Genomic DNA, 16569 nt, shown 5'->3' with positions numbered 1-16569 from the left:
TCCAACGCCGACAAGCGCCGGGCCGTCCTGATCCTCCTTGAGGACGACGAGTGGTCGACGTGGGCGGATCGCGAGATCGCCCGGCGGTGTGCGGTCGACAACAAGACCGTCGCCAGGCTGCGCGAGGAGCTGACCCCTCACACTGAGGAAATCCTCAGTGAAGCCGCTCCCCGCACCTACGAGGACCGCCACGGCAACGTGACCCAGATGCGGACCGCCGCCATCGGCCGCAAGCCGGCCGAGCCGCCGCCCGTAGGCGAGCCGGAGAGCGCGGAGACTGCCGCCGCCCCCGAGGCGTCGCCCGAGCCGACGAACATCATCCCGCTCGCCCCCCACCTCACCGAGCTTCCGACGCCCTGAACCGGGTGTGCGGGGATGGGGAAAAGCGCCGCAATCTTACTTGCCAGCGACTCCCTCATATCCCATAAGCCATTGATACAAAACGGGAAAGGAGCCGTTCCATGACGGACGCCCCACTGTTCGAGGCCGCCGGCGTCGATCTCGAACCGGTCATGGCGAAGCCGAAACGGACCCGCCGCCCAAAGCCGCCGACCCCGGCAGAGCGAGCTGCGACGGGTCGCCTGGAAGGCGCCCGCCGCTTCCGGGGACCGGGACAGCGCACCCGGATCGGTGGCCCTCGCCAACTCGCCCTTGCCGAGGTGAAGCCCTACCCGCTGCACCACAACGCGCGCCTGCTCGGCGAAGTCGTCGCCCGGCTTCCCCACGGCTACGCGATGGATCTCAACAAGGTCTGCGCGCAGCAAACGCGCGAGTTCCAAGACAAGCTGATGGGCCAGGGTGTCCCCAAACAGTCAGCATGGTTCTGCGCAAGAACACTTGTCCACCACGCGTACATCAAGCGTGTAGACGACGCCCACAAGGAGGCTGGAATTCTATGACCCTCGCCCTGCTAAGGGGCGCTGACCTAAATGCGGAACAAGAAAAGGGCCCCCGGGTGCAACCGGAAGCCCTTGATCTCTTATCCGCAGCGAAGCAAAGCGCCGGCACCCACCGAAACCCTACTTCTTACACAAAACGTGTAGACCCGTTTGCGGTTCCTGCGCAAGCCTCTGTGCGTGAGATCCACCGGCCGAGCCCAGTAGCCAGGATTATCGCCGGCAAGCGCCGCGACCAGCTCACTCGGGTGCTGCTCGATACGTGCGGCGGTCCGTGCCGTACCAGTGCCGCGATCGGCTATCTCGATGACATGGTGGTGTTGCTCCGCATCGCCTGTGCGCCTCATGTCCTCGAATTCGGCATCGAAGAATGGGCTCGCCTGTACACGCCCGAGCTGACGGCTGAGCAGATCCGCGCTGCGACGGATCGCGAACTGCCGCATCCGGCGACCCTCACGTCCAAGATCCTCGGCAAGCGTTGGCAGGTCACGGAGGATCAATGGGTCCGGCTCGGGCTCACGCACGTCTGGGCGGCGGGTTGGACCCGCGCAATCCACGGCGAAAAGGTCAGGGCGCGGACCGCTGCGAACCTGAAGGGGAAGCGCCTGACGAGCGGCGTCACGAAGCGTCCGCATGAGCTGTCGGCGACCCGCACGCAGCCCTGGATCGCCGCCGGCTTCAAGACCCGCCGGATCGTGAGCTGAAGGCCAAATGGGCGCCCCCGCCGGTAGCTAAATTCGACTATGTTGGCGCGATGGTCGCCGCCAATCGTGCGCGGAACCAGCGTCTTGCGGCGGCCAGGCGTGCCGAAGCTCAGGCGCGAGCCGAGGAGGCGATCCGCATGTTCCAAGGACAAGTGATGCCGGAGTTCCGGCCGCCGGCCGGGAAGCTTTGGGGTGTCAACGTTAAGGCTCTGATGGTGACGGGTCCGGGGGGCGGGATCGGCACGAGCGCAGCCATGGCGCGGGTTCTAGCCCCCCTTGCCGCCGGTGGTCGGCATGACGAGACTGAAGTCGCCGCGGCGACAGGCTGCCGGGACGTAACGGACCTTCGCGAGCGCCTGACGGGGATCGCGGGGAAGCTGGCCGCCATCGGCTTACGGGTCGATCGGCGCAAGGTCGGGATCAGGATCGCCAAGGCGAAACCGACCCTCCCAACACCGCAAGCGTCATAAACGACGCCCAGAGATCCTTCAGAAACACATCTGCCGGATCATCGTGAGTGCTGCGTCAGCAGCCAGCAGGCTTGTCTGGTCCGCTGTGGTGGCCCTGTCCCACCCCGGCAGGGCCACCTCTTGCTGTCCGCGGCTATGAGCAGGCCATAAGCCAGCGCCGACGGTTCCTGTTCCCCGCCACATCGACCTTCACACGACCACCCGACCCGAGGCGTCACGGGCACGTCACAGGGAACTGGCCCGTGCCGGCCTGTCGTCGTCTGCTCTCTGTGCCGGGCTGCCTGACGGCGTTCGCGACCGCCGCCGGCGCGCAAGCGTCGAGAGGTGCGTGCTGTAGCAGGTCGAGACACGTCCGGCTCATCGCGATTGTGCGAGGTAGCCAGCTTCGCGGAGATCGTGCTTCACCGCCTCGTGGATGAGATGTTCGAGATCCTCGTTCTGTGCAGCAGGTGGTGTGAGCGGTCGCATCGTCGGAAAAGGAAGCGCGACCTTGGCTAGCATAGCCGCAGCATCGCCTTGATCCTGTTCAGCGACGGCCTGATCCAACACGCGCTGTGCGGATGACTTGAACATGCCAAACATCGGCGCCTCCTGACGTAGCACAGGCACAACCCGCGCCAGCCTGTCCTGTTCTGTCTCACGCGCAATTGTTGATCGTCCGCTCTGCCGAACGCCCGTCTGCGGCTACCGCATGGCTCTCACCGGCTCCGCCACCCTCTCGGATTCTCGCGAGCCTCCGACGTGAAGGCGACCCTGCCGTTCCGGCAGCTTCTTCGAGGGTGCCGTTGGGCTCGTGATCCCCGAAGTTAACACCCTGCTATCCGTGGGGTGCATCGGTTTGCATCCACCCCCCTCGACACGAACCCGGCGTGCACGACGCAACCATGTCTGCCACTCCCGGCTGATGATGCGGAGGAGGTTAGGCTCGTTCTTCCGCCCCTGATGCCGCCGCTCTTGGATTGTGAGCAGGCCGTCGCCCTCGGCGAGGCGGATGGCGGTCTGTGCCAGCCTCCGGCACACCCCTGCCCTCGCCGCGATAGCATCGATGCAGAGGCCGCACACGCCCTTTGCCGCCACCTCGTCCCCAACGATGCGCAACACCGCGAGCTGGCCGGTCGTGAACCGGGCGGCCAACGCCGGCGGCATCGGCCCGGAACAGGCCAGGAGCCGGCGTCGGTCGCGCGAAGCGGCGCGATCCGGCGACGCGGGCGCCCGTCGGGTCGGGAACAGGCTCGGCCGGCCGGCGGGGATGCCGACGGGCCGGATACCCTCCCGGATCGCGTAGCGTCGCCCGTGGAGGCGTTCGGCTAGCGCTTGGGCCTCTGAATCGCCCAACACACCGGAGCCGTGCCCCTGCCACACCTGGCGGGACAGCTCGTCCATCTCCGCAAGCGTCCGCGCGCCGTCGATCGCGGCAGCCATGGTCGCGTGAAACATCGTCCTCAGCCCTCTTGGGCCGCGGCTAGGGTCCGGGCACGACTCCATCGTTGACGGAATTGGCGTTCCGTCTTGACGCCGGGGGCGTCATGTGGCTGATGAGGGATTGCACGGTTCCTCACGAACCACTCGATTTGACGGCCCTCCGGTTTGGCGACCGGGGGGCCGTTGTCGTTCAGGGTCTACGTCGCGGCTTTGGCATCTCCTGATCTCCGACTCGTCCCATAGGCACGAGCCGGAACGGCCCATGTCGGCCGGGCAGCACGGTTAAGTCAACGTTCCCGTGCACCCAGCAACTTCACGGCATCGCAATTTTACAGTATCACGAAATTGCAGCGTCGCAATACCGTGACGCTTCACCGCCACGGCGCCGTGATATCGCGCCACCGTGGTTTCACGGCTTCGCACATTCACGGCATCGTAACGCCTCAAGATCATGACGTTGCTCATGCGCACGATCACACTCGTTACCCAGAAGGGCGGCGCGGGGAAAACGACCCTCGCAACCTCGCTCGCTATCGCAGCTCAGGAGGCCGGCGAGACCGTTGCGGCCTTCGACCTCGACCCCCAGGGGTCGTTGGTCGAATGGGGTCGTATGCGCCGGAAGGCCGAGCCGACCGCCGTACAGCATCCACACCTGCCGGTCGTAGAGCGCTTCCCGCCGGACAAGCTCGGGCAGATGAAGCCGATGCTGGGTAGTCTGAAGGCCAAGGGCATCACCCTCGCGATCCTCGATACCGCCGGCGCGGACAACCCGACGACGCACCTGGCGATCGACGTATCCACGTTTTGCCTTGTCCCGATCCGGCCGACGCGCCTCGACCTTCTCGCGGTACGCCCAACCGTCCAAGCGATCATGCGCAGCGGACGCCCGTTCGCTTTCGTCCTGAACCAGTGCTCTACGATCCCGCGCAATGGCCGCGCCAACGATACCGCCGCCGGCCTCGCCTCGATCGGGTTCATGGCCGAGCCGCTAGTGATGCAGCGGAATGACTACCAGGATGGCTTCGCCGCCGGGCAGGGCGTCACAGAGTATGCGCCGGATGGCAAAGCCGCCGACGAGATGCGCCAGCTTTGGCAGTGGGTCGCTACGCAATCGGAGAACAAGCCATGAGCCGCCGCGCACCCTCAATCTTCGACGCCGAGAGCATGAGCGTTGACGACCTCAAACCCGTAACGGCTGCCGAGGAACCGGCGGAGGCGCCAGCCCGGAAGGTTGGACGGCCAGCGAAGACGACGGCGAAGGCCAAGCCGACGCCCTTCTACATCCATCCCGCCGTGAAGGAGGTGCTACGCGACATCGCCTACCATGAGCGCGTGAAGGAGCATGACCTCTTCGTGGAGGGACTAGAGTACGTCCTGAAGAAGCGCAGCTACGGCTCCATCAACGACATCATTTTCAACGCTGAAAAATCATAATTTCGTGACGCTGTGATTTTGCAAAACCCTGACGTTCTAGAACAAGAGACAGGCGTTCCGACGGTAGCAGCCACCGACCTACCTCTGCTCGAACTCGCCATGGAGAACGCCGAGCTGCGCCTTCAGCTCGCGGAGGCGCAGGACCAGTTGATCGAGATGGCGGTGGATGCCGGCGAGCTGCAAGCCCTTATCGAGGGCTTGCAAGCCGAGCTGGCTGAGGCGCGGGCAAAGTGAGACCCATGGTGGACTCAGCCGACACGTCTACCCTCGTAGGACTCCCCCACCACTCTGTGATCTCGATTATTGCGCTTCGCGAGCGGCCCACTCGTTGGAAAAATTTATATGTAAACTCATGGCTCGAAAATTATCTGTAACTTGTTTTTCTTCAGATAAGAGACCGATGTAGACTTACACGATAATTATATTTAGGATAGTGCGAACTGCTACCCAGCCCAAGCAGCTCATAGAATGCCTTCCGCAATCATATCCATTACGTATTTTTTTGAAAAAGCTGCGTATTCAACGCTATCCAGAACTTCGTTCTCAATAATATCCTGCTTTATCGCTTCTCTTGACTTATCATCTGGAGCGTTACGAGCCAAACAAACTAAATGATACAATTCTTTGATTCGTTTTTCTCTTCTCTCCACCAGATCTAAACGATTTAGTTTCAAAGATTTTTCAGTATAAATTGCATCCCCACTCTCCGGTCTAGGCAGTATGAGAGCTCCATATATGATAAATACATCGACAGGATCAATTAGATAGGGATCAACTATGTCTTCTTTTGCTCCTTTATTTGTATTGCAGCCATCGCAAGCAAGGGTCAAATTTCCCCATTCATAAGCTTTATTAGGATGCAATGACTTTGGGACAATATGTTCAACATCTCCATGCGTAACATGCAGCGGTTTGCTTTCGCAATATGCACATTTCTTATGCGTCTCAATCTTTAGAGCTGTTTTTATTTCCGGGTGTCGATGACGCGCAGCTTCTGCATCCGTCAGTTTCTGCCCCGCCGCCCTTTTTGCTACATAGTCAGCAGTCCATGATACTTCGTTGTCGATAAGGATTTGGGGCTTATTGCCCTTTAAAAGTTTTATCATGTTAATTCGAAAGACTCGCCAGTGCTGAGGGATAATACTCGCCAAATCCTACGCTGTTTAAGTCCCTCCTAAGGCTAGCTAGGAGCGAAACTGAGATTTCTTTGCCTCGGTATTTTTCTATTATATTATCTATATCATGCTCGACCCACTCAGGCATCGTAACAGGGACACCGAGCACCTCACGGAGCATATCACCAGCAGTTCCAGCCTTATTAATTGTATCTAGCTTTTCACTAATTACTTTTCTTCCAAATACTTCTGCTTCATCTTGACTATCGCTTATTTTCTGATCGATTGTGTATCTAAGAACGTAGACGTAAGAGTCTTTCACTGCCGAAACTATAAAAGGGCTATGTGTAGCGATTATAAATTTAGCTTGAGGAAAAGCTGATATAAGCCTTTGTATTAAGCTTCGTTGCATGGAAGGATGTAGATGGTTTTCAGGCTCATCCATTGTTACGACAAAGCTAGTCTTATCTTGAGAAAACATATATATGCGCCAAGCTAGATCAACTAGCGCCATAAGTCCGCCCGATGATGCATCAATCATAAAATTTCCAGATTTTGTTATAAGCACAACATCTGGCACTCTTATAGATATTTCTTTGAAACCAATACTGTCGGGTAGAAATTTACGTAGAATATCATCAAATCCTTCGAATAATTTCTTTAAGCTACTGTTACCAGGGAGGTATTTGTTGCCCTCTCCCAAAAGAGCCATAGTAATTAGTGATTCTTTCATTCTGAAAACAGGCGAGTATCCTGTAGTGGATCCCCCGAAAAAATTCATTATCTCATGGTTATATTGATTGTATGCTGTTATTGCATCAATATTTGCCATTTGAATAGCCGGAACTTGTTGATACCTTGGGGAAGGTCGATATGAATCTACATGAATGCCAATCACGGGCTGCTGAGAAGGCATCATTATATTATATTGCGCAGACGATCCTTTTGGTATCAGAAGTGTAGATGCGGAATTATTAGAATATTCAAGTCTTCCAACATGAGCCCATTGTTCGTGCTCTTGTGTTTTTGGGGAATTTAGTTTGGAAAATAATGATTTAAATAACCCCATTCCGTAGGTGTAACCTCCGCGCTTGCTGAGACTAGGAGCGCCCAGCAAGGGTCGATTCCATCCAAAATGCGTTGAGAATATATTTAATATAGTGCTTTTTCCAGAACCGTTTGCCCCGGTCAATATTGTAAGCTTCGGATGAATATCAATATCGACAGCATCAAATTGCCTCCAGCCCTCCACTTGTAGCTTATTGAACGAAATATCTGCTGACATAGTGTTTCGCCGATTCAGTCCTTTGTACTTATCTAGCGTTATACAAATTTTCGCAACATACAATTTCAGGCTGGCGCTTTTATCATTCTGATTAAACGCATGTGCACGAACCAGGGATTGTGCACAAAACCCAAGCGCCTGAAATCGCCCTTCATTCTTCGTGCACGATCCTTGTGCACGACTGAGGCATGATCTACGGCTACGCCCGCGTCTCCACCGACCACCAAAGCCTCACCGCGCAGGTCGAGCGTCTGACGGCCGAAGGGTGCACCAAGGTCTTTCAGGAGACCGCCAGCGGGTCGCGTGCGGACCGAGTGGCGCTGAAGCGCGCGATCGGCCGCCTAGCCTCCGGAGACGTGCTCATCGTCACCCGCCTCGATCGCCTCGCCCGGTCGACACGTGACCTCCTAAACGTCTTGGAGGAGATCACGCGGCGCGGCGCAGGCTTCCGCTCCCTAGCGGATGCCTGGGCCGACACGACCACGGCGCACGGCCGGCTTATGGTCACGATCCTCGGGGGCCTCGCCGAGTTCGAGCGCGAGCTGATCCGCGCACGGACAGGGGAGGGGCTGAAGCGGGCACGGGAACGGGGTATCCGCTCCGGTCCCAAGCACAAGCTCACGCACCATCAGCAGCGGGAGGCCTTGGCACGGCGCGAGGCCGGTGAGAGCTGCGCGGAGATCGGCCGGAGCTACAATGTGAGCCACAGCACCATCTCTCGGCTGAAAGCGCCTCCTGGGCGAACCTAGAAGCGTGGCTGGTCGTTCATCCGCGACGGCGCTCCCCGTGCGCCCGTCTTATGGAGATCCCATGCGCGCACTTCTTGCCGGCGCTGCTCTGTTCGTCCTCGCGGCGGCCGGCGCTTCGGCACAGCCCTACGACGATCGGCGCCCTCCACCCCCGCCGGACGAGGACTTCGACAGGCCACCGCCTCCGCCTCACCGCTACCGGCCGTCTCCGCCGGACTTCGATGACGACAGACCGCCACCCCCGCCGCGTCGTCGGGGACCACCTCCGCCGGATGACGACGACGACGATGGCCCGCCCCCGCCGCCCCGGTCACGCTCCTACTGAAGACCGCGAACAGGCTCACCATCGGGCGGGCCTGTTCGCTTTTTGTGCCACCTGTGGCTCAGGCGTAGCAGCCTCCGCGGAGACCTTCAGCTACCGTCCGGCATCTCTCAGGTGCCGCCCATGCTCACCCTCGGTTCAATCCTCACCCGCAGCATCCTCGCGGTAGCCACCGTAGGCGGCCTTGCCGTGCTGGCGGATGGCGCGGTGCGGTCGGAGCTTGAACGGGCTGTGCGGAGCGATTTAACGTTCCTGGGGAGTACCCCAGCGCCGGTGCGAGTTGCCCGGGTGGATGAGCGATACGTGGCGAAGGGGCTCGACCGAAGCCGGCTTGGTGCGACTGTGCGGATGGTAGGCGCAGACGACACGCAGTAGCTGCACTGGCGCGTTGGCGACTGCCGTGGCACGACAACGAGATGCCGAAGACTGTTGGACCGAAATGCGAGACCAAGATCGACGGCGTCTGGATGCCCATGAGCCTTCTTGAGGCAAGGAGTAAGTACCGTTTGGCTCCGAAGCGATGCCCGATCTGCCATGGAGCAGTGTCGATCATGGGGAGCTATACGGCTCCTGTGAAACACAGGCTCACGCATCGACGGATGCACACTGGATGCCCACTGATCCCAAAAGCCTACTGCGGTACATTTTCACCGCACCCCAACGCGGCGACCTGACCGTGACGATGCACGTCACCCATCGTCAATCCGAGACCTAAGCTTCGTCGCTCCGCTTGAGGTCGGAGGGCTATCGCAGGAGGGACTGGCCGACCCATGTGCGCCCGTTCCAAAGCTCGAACGCGCGGCCCTCAGCGATCCAACTCATAAGCGCGAGCGCGTCCTCATCGTTGGGGGCGTCGATGATGACGATGCTCGTTCGGTCATCATCGAGAGATAGGACGCCTCGGTAGGACGACCGCCACGCTACGCTTTTACCAGTCTCTGGGCCCTCTAGATCTTTGGCCATGCTGGGCTCTTCGCTCAGGACGAGAGCGAAGGTAATTCGGTTCGGCGCTGAGTGGTTCGCGACGGCGCCGGCGAGGCCGCACCGTGCCCCCCCCAGGGCGGTGCTGCTCTGCCGGCGCTCGGCCATCAGCCGGTCGCTAAGGGCAACCTGGCGGGACATGGTTAATAGATCGTTGCCTTGGCTGTAGCTACACGGCCGGATCAAGACTATGGCCAGCTGGATGCCCGGCACCGCGGCGCTCAAGATCGTTGCCGACGACGAGACCGTTGAGCTTGAGAGCGCCACGTTCCTGGTCAGTTCGGTGAGGTGCCGGACGAATTCGCCGAGAGCCTACAAGGCGGATAGGGCTCGATCACTAGCGCACAGATTATTGAACAAAAACGGCCGCGTGCACGTTTGATTCTAGTATCAACGCGCCGGTATTGGCGCAGCGTGAGGAACATTTATGTCGATTAGAACATTCGCACTCGCCGCCTCGTTCACCTTGTCGCTGTCCGGCGCCGCGCTCGCACAAGCAACTGGCCCCTCGGGCACGACCGGAACTGGGATGGGGACCAGCAGCACTGGCGGTTCAACCACCGGCCAGCCGAAGGAACTCGCTACCCCGGGCGGCGCGAACGCCGGCGGCGGCACGGGCTCTACGCCGATGACGGCCCCGGGAGCGAACGGGATGAGCACAGGAACCGGTGCGCCGGGCGCTGGCTCGTCGGGCATGAGCAGCCCGTCGACAGGGGCCGCCGGAGCGCGCTGAGCGTTCATCGCGACCGCGTTGGGCGTGTTACGGTCAACATTTACGAGTTCGGCCCCGCCGCCCGGTCACGGGCTGGCGGGTGCCATCCGTCTCACTCTGCGAGGATGGCAATCAGCGAGAAGGAGCCGGCGAGCGCGAAGGTGCCGGCCACGAGAGACGCAATCAAGAGCATAGGGGAAGCCTCAGCCGCCGAACGGCGACGCTTCCTCAACCCGTAAGCTCGAACCCGGTTGCAGATGGGGGACTGCTGAGGGCGGCGATATTCGCCCATCCTTAATCTCCACCATCATCCCCGACGGTGTCGCTGTCACTGCCGCCGAACAGCCAATCGAGCGCTCCAGCTCCGACTTCGCCGGCTGTATCCCGCTGCTGACCGCTCAAGCGCGGTTCGGGATGCTCCGCCCGCACGTCTGCGAACCATCGGCGCGCGAGCTGAGCGAGGGCCTCATCGGTGAGGAGCGTTCTATCGTGAGGTGGCATCTGAAGGTTTCTTGGACGGTCGGACGGTTCGGCCCCGTCCCGATCTGCTCACGGGACGGGGAAACCCCGGATCTCACCAGCGAGGCCGATACGCAACGTGGCCCAGCCGTAGGATGCCGGCAATCGGTTAGGACCTCATCAAGGCAATAAGCGGCGCGATGTGCCACAACGGGGCGCTGAGTTGCGAGTTAGGCAGCATGACAATTGTTAGATCGCACGATCCGTGAGCCAGCTCCTTGGATATTTATCCGAAATAAGACATCAAAAAGCCCGACCGTTCTCTAATCGGTCGGGCCTTCATACTTTCAACCACTAAGAAGAACTTGACTTAGTAGCCGTACCCGTAGGGTCCGTAGCCATAGCGATAGAGCGGACGGCGATAGCCATAGCCGTAGCCACCGTAGCCTACAGGAGCGTATCCACCGCCGTAGTAGCCGTCGTCATAGCCATAACCGTAGCTGCCATAGCCACCATAGAGGCCGCCCGCTGCAAGGCCGAGCCCCACCCCGAGACCGAGGCCACCAAGGCCATAACCGTAACCCCGGCCACCGTATCCACGACCGTAGAAGCCCCGGCCATAGCCGCCGCCGTATCCACCCCGGAACCCAGCTCCGCGGAACCCGCCACCGAACCCGCCACGACCAAAGCCACCGCCGAAGCCACCACCGCCGCCTCGGAAGCCGCCGCCACCGCCGAAGCCACGGGCATCAGCGCTCGCGGGCATGAAAGCAAGGGCAGCAACAAGCGCGGTCGATGCAAGTGCAAGACGTTTCATCAGGATCATCTCCTATCCAAGCAATCTGCTAGAGCAACGCGACCGCCCGTCTATGCGATCCGCGCAGGATCTTGACGCATTGTCGCGTTTTCTTGTCCGAATGTTTCTGACGAACATTCGCGCTCGACCACGGGGAGATGAGCCGTAGTCGAGCGTTACATTGCCGGGAAGCAAGATGGGGGATCAAGGCCCGGCAGTGTTGCTGATCTAACTTCTCTGCCGCTCGGGTGTTCCGAGCGGCAGCCGACCCACGGCAACGAGTGTCAGAACGCGCCACGACGAGGCGCTGAGCAGCTTCAGGCCGTATCGGCGACCTTCTTGCGCCCGCTGGCCTTCGAGGCTGCCTGGGGCGCCTTTGCGGCCTTCGGCTTACTCTTGGAGGACTTGGGCGCCTCAGAGACCGTCTCGTCCACTGCGGAGGCCATGGGGGCCGCCTTGCGCCGCAGTTGACCGAGCCCAAGCGAGCGCGCCAGCTCGGAACGCTGAGCAGAGTACTCGGGCGACACGATGGGGTAATCCTTCGGCAGCCCGTACTTCGCCCGGTAGGTATCCGGTGTGAGGCCACGCAGCGTGAGGTGGCGCCTCATCGTTTTGTACGTCTTGCCGTCCTCGAAGCTGATGATGCCGGCTGGCGTGACCGACTTCTTGATTTGCGCCGGCGTCAGCTTCTCGACGGCGGGCTCAGCCGTCTTCTCTTTGCCGAGATCGGACAGTGCCGCGTGTACGGAGGCGATCACGCCGGGTAGCTCTGCCACCGACACCCGGTTGTTCGACACATAGGCCGCAACGAGGTTGGCAGCGATTTCGATGAAATCGGTCGATTGAGTTTCGACTTGTTCGTTCAAGGTAGTCTCCCACATCTAGAGAGGCATACCGCTCTACATGTCTCGACAGATCGTCAAGTGTGGGTCGGTGAAAATTACTGAAAGGCAGCCTACGTCCTCATAAAATCGTGATGACATCGCTAAAAGTGCTGACACGCAGGAACTTGGCTTGGCGTTCTCTGTTCCGGCTCCACGGCGCAGCGCCGTGGAAGGCCCTATCCATGAATAAGCTCATCCTCGGCGCGACCCTGACCCTTGGTCTCCTGCTCGGCGCGAACACGGCCAGCATGGCAGCGCCAGGCGACGGCCTCGATCGCGACGCTGCGGCAACCGGCAACGGTCGTATGGGCGGAATGCACGCCGGCGCTCGGTCCGGCAGCATGATGAACCGACGGATGGGTGGCATGCGGATGATGCGGCGGCATCACCGCCGGCATCACCGCTGAGCAGTAGGTAGTCTCGATCTGCATGGTCGAGCGGAGAGCTCCGGACCGCTTGAGCGGCCGGGGCTCATCGCACGGTACCTGCGCAATGCTATGTCCTTGCGAGCTGCCGTCGCTGGCTCTCGATGCGATATCGAACTATCGCTAACAGGCCAGTCGCCAGCGGGCTTGTGGCATCATCGTTCACTTCTTGCAGGACAGTGTCGATTGCATCCTCGATCGTTCCAGCATACTCAATAGGCTTTTCCCGCATAAAATACTCGGTGCACGTTAGTATTATGCTGAACTCAAGATCGTTCTTAAGCGGTCTTGTTGCGAACTCAAAAAATATATCAGAAGACTCGTTTATGAGCTTGGATATCTCTGCACCGTAACGATCGCCACTCTCTAATCTACTCAGCTCTTGCAGTTCGTTATCGCGCGCGATTATCGCACGTAAACGATCAAGCTTCGCCTGTAGCTCATCAGTCTTATTGTAACCATCCGTATAAGGCCCGCTATTGCGCACGGGTTCTCCTTCGCGTTCCACCGACATGGCGCGTCTTCCTGTCCAAAGCATGAGGGAGCCCGCGGGCAAGCGCACGCAAGCATCCGGGTTGCGGCGCGGATGCGGAGAAGGCTCCCGCGCGGCGAACTGGCGACGACGAATCATGATTCGAGTTGCGTGGTAATGCAACCTGGATCTTCGGACTAATTTTTGGGTGTTCCGGTCCGTTGAGGTCCAGGCATTTCGGAATGGCCAATTCGGCAGTCTACACGTTTTGTGCACGGAACCTTTGATTTTCCGTACCGCCTGCACAAACTGTGTAAATTCTAGCCGCCGCATCAGGATCTCAGCGTATCTAACGCCGCCATACATCTCAGCCTTGAGCCGAACTAAGAGTTGATCTAGAAAGAACCTACGCGGATGCCGGCACTAGCCAAAGCGCATCCTGCCCTACGCCGTCGCTGCCGCGGAGCGACGCGCGAGAGCCGGGGTCGCCCTGAAGGGACGCCCCGGCTCACTTTTCCAACCAATTTCAGAGATCATGCGTGTAGATCGCAGCAGGCCCGCGCGATATAACGTAAGCTGTGCCTTGATTTGGCACGAAGATTGAAGGATCTCATGCGAGAGGGGAACTCGAAGGACAACCTAAGTGACCGAAGAAAACCTGGGTCAGAACCCCAAAACGCTCGCGCTGGCCAGCGAAATCGTAGCCGCCTACGTTGCGAACAACTCGATCCCCGTGTCTGAGCTTCCGAAGCTGATTGGAAGCGTGCAGGCTGCCCTATCGAACCTCCGCAATGGCTCCGGGCCAGCGGGCTCCGACGCGCCGGCCGAAGAGGTCGAGAAGCCGACCGCGGCACAGATCAAGAAGTCCGTCACACCGGACGCTCTCATCAGCTTCATTGACGGCAAGCGGTACAAAACGCTCAAGCGTCATCTTAGCGGAAACGGTCTTGACCCACATAGCTACAGGGTGAAGTTCGGCCTACCGTCGGACTACCCGATGGTCGCCGCGAGCTACTCAGAAGCCCGCTCTCAGCTCGCAAGGGACATCGGTCTAGGCCGACCCGGCCGATCGGCCACCTAAGGGCCTACAGGAGCCGGCCGCGACCCAGCGACGGGCTTGGGCGCCTCAACCGGCGCCTAGCCTCCCTTGGCGTTCCCAGAGCCCGTGGACGGCGGCGTACCATCATAGCCGCCGCTCTCCGGCGCACGGTCCGACTTCGGATCAGGCAGCCCAGGGGAGGTCGGTCCGGCGCTCTCAGCCGGCGGCGCCGGTGCCTTGGAGGGATCGAGCGGATAGCCCGGCGGCAAGGTGCCGGTGGCCTCCGTCATCTCTGCGTTGTCCTGAACCACCGCGCTCTCCGCCGTCCTACCTGATAGGCGAAGGCCTGCGGCGGATAGATGTTCCGGGGGGAACGGCACTGTCGGAGTTGCACGCCCCCCGCTTCATCCTCGACCTGACCCGCAGCAGTCGTTTGGCAGCCTACTTTAGCAGCTGCATAAGAGCCCGGCCGGCTGGCTTCTTCAGTTCCTTCGCGTCGAGCTTGCCATCACCATCCGGATCAGCCGCCTTGAAGCGCTGCTCGATCAGGGCGCTATACTCCTTCTTGTCGAGCGAACTGTCGCTGTCGCCATCGGCCGCCTTTAGGTCCTTCTTGCTGACCCGGCCACCGAGCTCCTTCGCCGTGAGCGAACCATCCTTGTCCTTCTCGAGCTTATCGAAGGTTGCCTCGCCGGCGGCCTGTGCCTCCTGCAGGTCGATCGTTCCATCGTTGTCGGTGTCGAGCATCTTCATCGTGCGCTCTGGGCTCGATGAACGAGCCTGCGCCGGGAAAGAGAGACTAACCGGCACCACCAAAGCCGTGACTGTAAGGGCGGCTGTGAAGCGAGCAAAAGAGCGCATGAACAGAATTCCGGGCCATGAGAAGGGCGGCTCCTCAATCGATCCTGCGGCAGGGCGTTCCCCTGTAGGCGATCACGAGATCTCGATAGGTAATTCGATTTGTCCCGTGCGTCGTCGTTATCGAAGACGATCTACGCGCCGAGCTGTCCTCGATCGCCGAGAACCTGCACCGCGCCGAGCTGACGAAACTCGAACGGACGGAGCAAATCGCCGAGTGGATCGCGCTCGCAGAGAAGGCGGAGGCAGAAGCCGCAAAGGCCGCAGAGATTTCGTTTCAGGTTGAAACAAAACCCGGCGGTCGCCCCCGGGGTGGGATTAGGGCAGCCGCTCGCGAGCTTGGCGTTCAGGCGACAGAAGCTCATCGCACCACCAAGATCGCCGCCATCACGCCGGCCGCTAAGGAAGCCGCTCGGGCCGCCGGCCTGGACGACAATCAGACCGCCCTCCTGAAGGTCGCCGCAGCGCCCCAGGAACGGCAGGTCGAAGCCGTTCAGGAGATCGTCGCCGCCAAGGCGGCGGAGCCTGCGGTCACGTTCGAGACGTGGATTGCTGAGGGCCGTCGCTGGCTCGCGACCGGCAACCCCGACTTCCAAGCCCGCGCCCGGGAGGCGCTCCCTTTTCCCTCGCCGCACTTGCAACGAAAAAAACCGCCCGAAGGCGGTTTCTAGGCTTAGATATCGAAGGTCTTAGACCTTCGAATTGTCTTAGTTGAAGGTGTCGATCTCAGCCGACTCGTAGCTGGTGACTTCCATGCCGACACAAACTTCGTGAACGATGGGGGCAGACCACGTCATAGCGTTTCTCCTAGATGCTTATGGCTTCTATCTGACACTGAACAGCTTCCCTTTCAACCAAATCCAGAACTTATATTTTCATTATGGAGCCGTTTCTACTTAACGAACTCGTGAGGGAAGGATTTGGCCCAGGCGGCGGCTGAGCGCATCCGGCTCCGCATGTCCCGCACCGCGCACGACATCATCGAGATCGGTCGCGACCTGATCGTCATTCGCACATCTATGCCGGGCACGTTTCTCGAATGGATTGAAGCAGAGTTCGGCATGGGCCAGGCCACAGCCTATCGCTTCATCCAGGCTGCGGAAAACATGGGGGATCGACTTATCACAGAGATAAGTCTGCCTGCGACGGTTCTCTACGCCCTCGCCGCCCCCTCGACCCCCGACAGCATCCGCGACGAGGTGATGCGGTCCGTCGAAGCGGGCGAGACGGTCGCCTTAGCCAGGTCGTGCGGGACGAGGCTCACTGGCTCGCGGAGGGCTTCCATCGGTTCAACGCCGCCCGGGAGGCGGAGCTTGAGACGATCGCTTGTGAGGTCCGGCCCGGGAGCCTCCGGGACGCGATCCTGCACAGCGCGGGGGCGAACGCGACCCATGGTCTGCGCAGGTCCAACGCCGACAAGCGCCGGGCCGTCCTGATCCTCCTTGAGGACGACGAGTGGTCGACGTGGGCGGATCGCGAGATCGCCCGGCGGTGTGCGGTCGACAACAAGACCGTCGCCAGGCTGCGCGAGGAGCTGACCCCTCAC

The 16569-nt window shown here is 60.4% G+C and carries 22 protein-coding genes; 11 read left to right on the top strand and 11 right to left on the bottom strand.

What is annotated here, in order from left to right:
* The 4 genes from MKK68_RS01060 to MKK68_RS01045 form a co-directional block, all read left to right on the top strand.
* Positions 1 to 360, top strand: a 360-nt coding sequence (locus MKK68_RS01060; protein WP_244027756.1) for a hypothetical protein, incomplete at its 5' end; no start/stop codon positions are given.
* Between the two features lie 101 nt (positions 361 to 461).
* Positions 462 to 899 carry a hypothetical protein gene (locus MKK68_RS01055; protein WP_244027754.1) on the top strand — a complete coding sequence of 146 codons (438 nt, stop codon included), beginning with the start codon at positions 462 to 464 and terminating at the stop codon, positions 897 to 899.
* Positions 896 to 1600, top strand: a complete 705-nt coding sequence (locus MKK68_RS01050) for a hypothetical protein (protein WP_244027753.1) — start codon at positions 896 to 898, stop codon at positions 1598 to 1600. Before MKK68_RS01055 ends, MKK68_RS01050 begins: the two co-directional genes overlap by 4 nt.
* Before the next feature lie 50 nt (positions 1601 to 1650).
* Positions 1651 to 2070, top strand: a complete 420-nt coding sequence (locus MKK68_RS01045; RefSeq protein ID WP_244027751.1) for a hypothetical protein — start codon at positions 1651 to 1653, stop codon at positions 2068 to 2070.
* Between the two features lie 357 nt (positions 2071 to 2427).
* On the opposite strand, the gene MKK68_RS01040 is transcribed toward MKK68_RS01045, so the two are convergent.
* Complete coding sequence (locus MKK68_RS01040; protein ID WP_244027749.1) at positions 2428 to 2652, bottom strand: hypothetical protein; 225 nt, start codon at positions 2650 to 2652, stop codon at positions 2428 to 2430.
* 102 nt (positions 2653 to 2754) lie between these two features.
* Positions 2755 to 3507, bottom strand: coding sequence for a hypothetical protein (locus MKK68_RS01035; RefSeq protein WP_244027746.1), 753 nt, complete (start codon positions 3505 to 3507; stop codon positions 2755 to 2757).
* Between the two features lie 436 nt (positions 3508 to 3943).
* On the opposite strand from MKK68_RS01035, the gene MKK68_RS01030 reads away from it, so the two are divergent.
* The 3 genes from MKK68_RS01030 to MKK68_RS29350 all read left to right on the top strand — a co-directional run bounded on the left by MKK68_RS01030 (position 3944) and on the right by MKK68_RS29350 (position 5160).
* Entirely contained in the window at positions 3944 to 4621 is a 678-nt protein-coding gene (locus MKK68_RS01030; RefSeq protein WP_244027743.1) for a ParA family protein, read from the top strand.
* On the top strand, positions 4618 to 4926 hold the full coding sequence (locus MKK68_RS01025; RefSeq protein ID WP_244027735.1) for a hypothetical protein: 309 nt from the start codon (positions 4618 to 4620) through the stop codon (positions 4924 to 4926). The genes MKK68_RS01030 and MKK68_RS01025 overlap by 4 nt, the downstream gene beginning before the upstream one ends.
* A gap of 99 nt (positions 4927 to 5025) precedes the next feature.
* Positions 5026 to 5160, top strand: a complete 135-nt coding sequence (locus MKK68_RS29350) for a hypothetical protein (protein ID WP_279605150.1) — start codon at positions 5026 to 5028, stop codon at positions 5158 to 5160.
* A 227-nt stretch (positions 5161 to 5387) separates the two neighbouring features.
* Here the strand turns inward: MKK68_RS29350 and MKK68_RS01020 are convergent, their stop codons facing one another.
* Together MKK68_RS01020 and MKK68_RS01015 are read right to left on the bottom strand one after the other, a co-directional pair.
* Positions 5388 to 6032, bottom strand: a complete 645-nt coding sequence (locus tag MKK68_RS01020; protein WP_244027733.1) for an HNH endonuclease — start codon at positions 6030 to 6032, stop codon at positions 5388 to 5390.
* Position 6033: 1 nt separating this feature from the next.
* Positions 6034 to 7326, bottom strand: a complete 1293-nt coding sequence (locus tag MKK68_RS01015; RefSeq protein WP_244027731.1) for an AAA family ATPase — start codon at positions 7324 to 7326, stop codon at positions 6034 to 6036.
* Positions 7327 to 7514: 188 nt separating this feature from the next.
* On the opposite strand from MKK68_RS01015, the gene MKK68_RS01010 reads away from it, so the two are divergent.
* Positions 7515 to 8075, top strand: a complete 561-nt coding sequence (locus tag MKK68_RS01010; protein ID WP_244027729.1) for a recombinase family protein — start codon at positions 7515 to 7517, stop codon at positions 8073 to 8075.
* A gap of 1066 nt (positions 8076 to 9141) precedes the next feature.
* On the opposite strand, the gene MKK68_RS01005 is transcribed toward MKK68_RS01010, so the two are convergent.
* The 3 genes from MKK68_RS01005 to MKK68_RS00995 form a co-directional block, all read right to left on the bottom strand.
* Positions 9142 to 9645 (bottom strand): hypothetical protein, encoded by a 504-nt coding sequence (locus MKK68_RS01005; protein ID WP_244027758.1) that lies wholly within the window; start codon positions 9643 to 9645, stop codon positions 9142 to 9144.
* Between the two features lie 1274 nt (positions 9646 to 10919).
* Entirely contained in the window at positions 10920 to 11375 is a 456-nt protein-coding gene (locus MKK68_RS01000; RefSeq protein ID WP_244027727.1) for a hypothetical protein, read from the bottom strand.
* Between the two features lie 287 nt (positions 11376 to 11662).
* On the bottom strand, positions 11663 to 12211 hold the full coding sequence (locus tag MKK68_RS00995; RefSeq protein ID WP_409567128.1) for a MucR family transcriptional regulator: 549 nt from the start codon (positions 12209 to 12211) through the stop codon (positions 11663 to 11665).
* Positions 12212 to 12411: 200 nt separating this feature from the next.
* Here MKK68_RS00995 and MKK68_RS00990 point away from each other — a divergent pair, with 200 nt between their 5' ends.
* A complete protein-coding gene (locus MKK68_RS00990) occupies positions 12412 to 12636 on the top strand; it encodes a hypothetical protein (protein ID WP_244027716.1) in 225 nt (74 codons plus the stop codon).
* 88 nt (positions 12637 to 12724) lie between these two features.
* On the opposite strand, the gene MKK68_RS00985 is transcribed toward MKK68_RS00990, so the two are convergent.
* The gene (locus MKK68_RS00985) at positions 12725 to 13168 is read right to left on the bottom strand and encodes a hypothetical protein (protein ID WP_244027715.1); all 444 of its coding nucleotides are present in this window, start codon (positions 13166 to 13168) and stop codon (positions 12725 to 12727) included.
* A 601-nt stretch (positions 13169 to 13769) separates the two neighbouring features.
* Here MKK68_RS00985 and MKK68_RS00980 point away from each other — a divergent pair.
* The gene (locus MKK68_RS00980; protein ID WP_244027713.1) at positions 13770 to 14207 is read left to right on the top strand and encodes a MucR family transcriptional regulator; all 438 of its coding nucleotides are present in this window, start codon (positions 13770 to 13772) and stop codon (positions 14205 to 14207) included.
* A 399-nt stretch (positions 14208 to 14606) separates the two neighbouring features.
* Here the strand turns inward: MKK68_RS00980 and MKK68_RS00975 are convergent, their stop codons facing one another.
* From MKK68_RS00975 to pqqA, 3 genes are all read right to left on the bottom strand, one after another.
* Positions 14607 to 15026, bottom strand: coding sequence for an EF-hand domain-containing protein (locus tag MKK68_RS00975; protein ID WP_244027711.1), 420 nt, complete (start codon positions 15024 to 15026; stop codon positions 14607 to 14609).
* Positions 15027 to 15157: 131 nt separating this feature from the next.
* Entirely contained in the window at positions 15158 to 15619 is a 462-nt protein-coding gene (locus tag MKK68_RS00970) for a hypothetical protein (RefSeq protein ID WP_244027709.1), read from the bottom strand.
* A gap of 111 nt (positions 15620 to 15730) precedes the next feature.
* Complete coding sequence (gene pqqA / locus MKK68_RS00965; protein ID WP_244027707.1) at positions 15731 to 15820, bottom strand: pyrroloquinoline quinone precursor peptide PqqA; 90 nt, start codon at positions 15818 to 15820, stop codon at positions 15731 to 15733.
* 449 nt (positions 15821 to 16269) lie between these two features.
* Between pqqA and MKK68_RS00960 the strand changes: the two genes are divergently transcribed.
* Positions 16270 to 16569: hypothetical protein (locus MKK68_RS00960; protein WP_244027705.1), on the top strand; the 300-nt coding region annotated here is incomplete at its 3' end.

It is taken from the genome of Methylobacterium sp. E-016, from assembly GCF_022829745.1.
Classification (GTDB): domain Bacteria; phylum Pseudomonadota; class Alphaproteobacteria; order Rhizobiales; family Beijerinckiaceae; genus Methylobacterium.
The sequence above is the reverse complement of the archived record's forward strand: the minus strand, read 5'-3'. Positions and strand labels throughout refer to the sequence as shown.

Coding starts and splice junctions, on each gene's coding strand:
- MKK68_RS01000 (WP_244027727.1), bottom strand. CDS start 11,375: ATGATCCTGATGAAACGTCTTGCACTTGCATCGACCGCGCTTGTTGCT.
- MKK68_RS01055 (WP_244027754.1), top strand. CDS start 462: ATGACGGACGCCCCACTGTTCGAGGCCGCCGGCGTCGATCTCGAACCG.
- MKK68_RS01050 (WP_244027753.1), top strand. CDS start 896: ATGACCCTCGCCCTGCTAAGGGGCGCTGACCTAAATGCGGAACAAGAA.
- MKK68_RS01015 (WP_244027731.1), bottom strand. CDS start 7,326: ATGTCAGCAGATATTTCGTTCAATAAGCTACAAGTGGAGGGCTGGAGG.
- MKK68_RS01010 (WP_244027729.1), top strand. CDS start 7,515: ATGATCTACGGCTACGCCCGCGTCTCCACCGACCACCAAAGCCTCACC.
- MKK68_RS00975 (WP_244027711.1), bottom strand. CDS start 15,026: ATGCGCTCTTTTGCTCGCTTCACAGCCGCCCTTACAGTCACGGCTTTG.
- MKK68_RS00985 (WP_244027715.1), bottom strand. CDS start 13,168: ATGTCGGTGGAACGCGAAGGAGAACCCGTGCGCAATAGCGGGCCTTAT.
- MKK68_RS01030 (WP_244027743.1), top strand. CDS start 3,944: ATGACGTTGCTCATGCGCACGATCACACTCGTTACCCAGAAGGGCGGC.
- MKK68_RS01040 (WP_244027749.1), bottom strand. CDS start 2,652: ATGTTTGGCATGTTCAAGTCATCCGCACAGCGCGTGTTGGATCAGGCC.
- MKK68_RS01035 (WP_244027746.1), bottom strand. CDS start 3,507: ATGTTTCACGCGACCATGGCTGCCGCGATCGACGGCGCGCGGACGCTT.
- MKK68_RS01020 (WP_244027733.1), bottom strand. CDS start 6,032: ATGATAAAACTTTTAAAGGGCAATAAGCCCCAAATCCTTATCGACAAC.
- MKK68_RS00990 (WP_244027716.1), top strand. CDS start 12,412: ATGAATAAGCTCATCCTCGGCGCGACCCTGACCCTTGGTCTCCTGCTC.
- MKK68_RS01025 (WP_244027735.1), top strand. CDS start 4,618: ATGAGCCGCCGCGCACCCTCAATCTTCGACGCCGAGAGCATGAGCGTT.
- MKK68_RS01045 (WP_244027751.1), top strand. CDS start 1,651: ATGGTCGCCGCCAATCGTGCGCGGAACCAGCGTCTTGCGGCGGCCAGG.
- pqqA (WP_244027707.1), bottom strand. CDS start 15,820: ATGACGTGGTCTGCCCCCATCGTTCACGAAGTTTGTGTCGGCATGGAA.
- MKK68_RS29350 (WP_279605150.1), top strand. CDS start 5,026: ATGGAGAACGCCGAGCTGCGCCTTCAGCTCGCGGAGGCGCAGGACCAG.